This is a genomic window from Arthrobacter sp. 2YAF22_2 (assembly GCF_052114645.1).
Lineage (GTDB): Bacteria > Actinomycetota > Actinomycetes > Actinomycetales > Micrococcaceae > Arthrobacter.
In genome coordinates, this window is sequence record NZ_JBFRFD010000672.1 from 1 (window position 1) to 1,614 (window position 1,614).

Consider the following 1,614-nt stretch of genomic DNA (forward strand, 5'->3'; position numbering starts at 1 on the left):
TCGTTGTCCAACCAGCTGCTCAGTGCGACCATCGCGGGCTTCAACACGGCCCCGGCCGCCCTGCTGGCCGGCTACGTGGAACCCTACTTCGAATGCCTCGAGCGGGTCTGGTCGGACCGCAGCATCGAGATCGCGAGCCGGATCGTCCGAGGGCTCTACCCCGCGGGCCAGGACCTGGACGCCCCGGGCAGCAGTCCCGCGGAGCACCCGGTGATCGCCCGGTCGGACAGGTGGCTGGCCGAACATCCGGACGCGCCGCGGGCGCTCCGCCGGATCATCATTGAACAACGCAGCCACCTGCTGCGGGCCCTTACTGCACAGGCGAGGACTGCGTAACCGGGTGATGTAGGGATCACGGGACCCGGTGCAGCCACTCCATGGTGCCGAACTTGTTCTCCACCCGCAGCCGGGCGGCGTCGAGTTCGGCGTCGGTGAGTTCCGACGGCGTCGCGCCGTATCGTTCGGTGAAGACCTCCATCATGGCGGCGACGATCTCGGCGCGGGCCAGCCCGGTCTGCCGGCGCAACGGGTCGACGCGCTTCTTGGCGCTGGTGGTGCCCTTATCGGAGAGCTTTTCCTTGCCGATCCGCAGCACCTCCACCATCTTGTCGGCGTCGATGTCGTAGCTCATCGTGACGTGGTGCAACATTCCGCCGTTGGCGAGGCGTTTCTGCGCGGCGCCGCCGATCTTGCCCTGGTCGGTGGCGATGTCATTGAGCGGAACGTAGAACGCACTGATGCCCACCTTCTGGAGCGCCGCCATGACCCAGGCGTCCAGGAACGCGTAGGAGTCGGCGAAGCTGATGCCGTCCACGAGCGTCTGCGGCAGGTAGAGCGAGTAGGTGATGCAGTTGCCCGCCTCCATGAACATCGCTCCCCCGCCGCTGATCCGCCGGACCACGCTGATGCCGTGCCGGCTGGCGCCCTCGGGGTGGATTTCATTGCGGACGGACTGGAAACTGCCGATGACCACCGAGGGCTCTTCCCAGTCCCAGAAACGCAGCGTGGGGTTGCGCCGCCCGGCGCCGACTTCTTCGGTGAGGACCTCGTCCAGCGCGACGTTGACATGCGTGGGCAGCACGGAGGGGCCGATGAGGTTCCAGCGGTGGTCGCCCCAGCCGGTGGCCTTGGCCAACGCCCGGCGGACGGTGATGGCGACCGCCTCGGCGGAGAAGCCGAACAGCACGGCGTCGGCGGGAAGGGCGGCACTCACGGCCGCGGCGAGGTCGGCGGCACCGGCGTCCGCGGGCATGCCGGTGAGGCTGTGGTTGATCTCCAGGAGCGCTTCGTCAGGTTCTAGGAAGAAGTCCCCGCTGATCGAAACGCGACTGAGGGCGCCGTCGGCGACTTCGAGATCGGCCACCACCAACTTGCCGCCGGGAACCTTGTACTCGCCGTGACGGCGTCCGCCGTCATCCTCGGCAGGGGGCAGGGCTGTGGGCCCGGGTGAGGACGCGGAAAAAGGGACTGAAGTCATAGTCCCAATCCTGCCCCTTTTCCTGGCTAAAACCGAAGCGGCTCCTACCCTGCCGCCGGCGACGGCAGGTGGCCGGGACGCGAAAAGCCCGCACCGTCACCGGTGCGGGCTTTCCTAAAGACCTTGCGGGGCAGAAG

The 1,614-nt window shown here is 67.7% G+C and carries 1 protein-coding gene and 1 pseudogene; one reads left to right on the forward strand and one right to left on the reverse strand.

What is annotated here, in order from left to right; translation table 11 throughout:
• Positions 1–336 (forward strand): annotated as a pseudogene (locus tag AB4Y86_RS18565) (aminopeptidase N); the annotation flags it as partial.
• Positions 337–352: 16 nt separating this feature from the next.
• Here the strand turns inward: AB4Y86_RS18565 and AB4Y86_RS18570 are convergent.
• Positions 353–1,477, reverse strand: a complete 1,125-nt coding sequence (locus AB4Y86_RS18570; RefSeq protein ID WP_441403613.1) for a lipoate--protein ligase family protein — start codon at positions 1,475–1,477, stop codon at positions 353–355.
• Between the last annotated feature and the right edge of the window lie 137 nt (positions 1,478–1,614).

Excerpts from the sequence above, each read along its gene's own strand:
- AB4Y86_RS18570 (WP_441403613.1), bottom strand. The coding sequence starts at position 1,477 with ATGACTTCAGTCCCTTTTTCCGCGTCCTCACCCGGGCCCACAGCCCTG.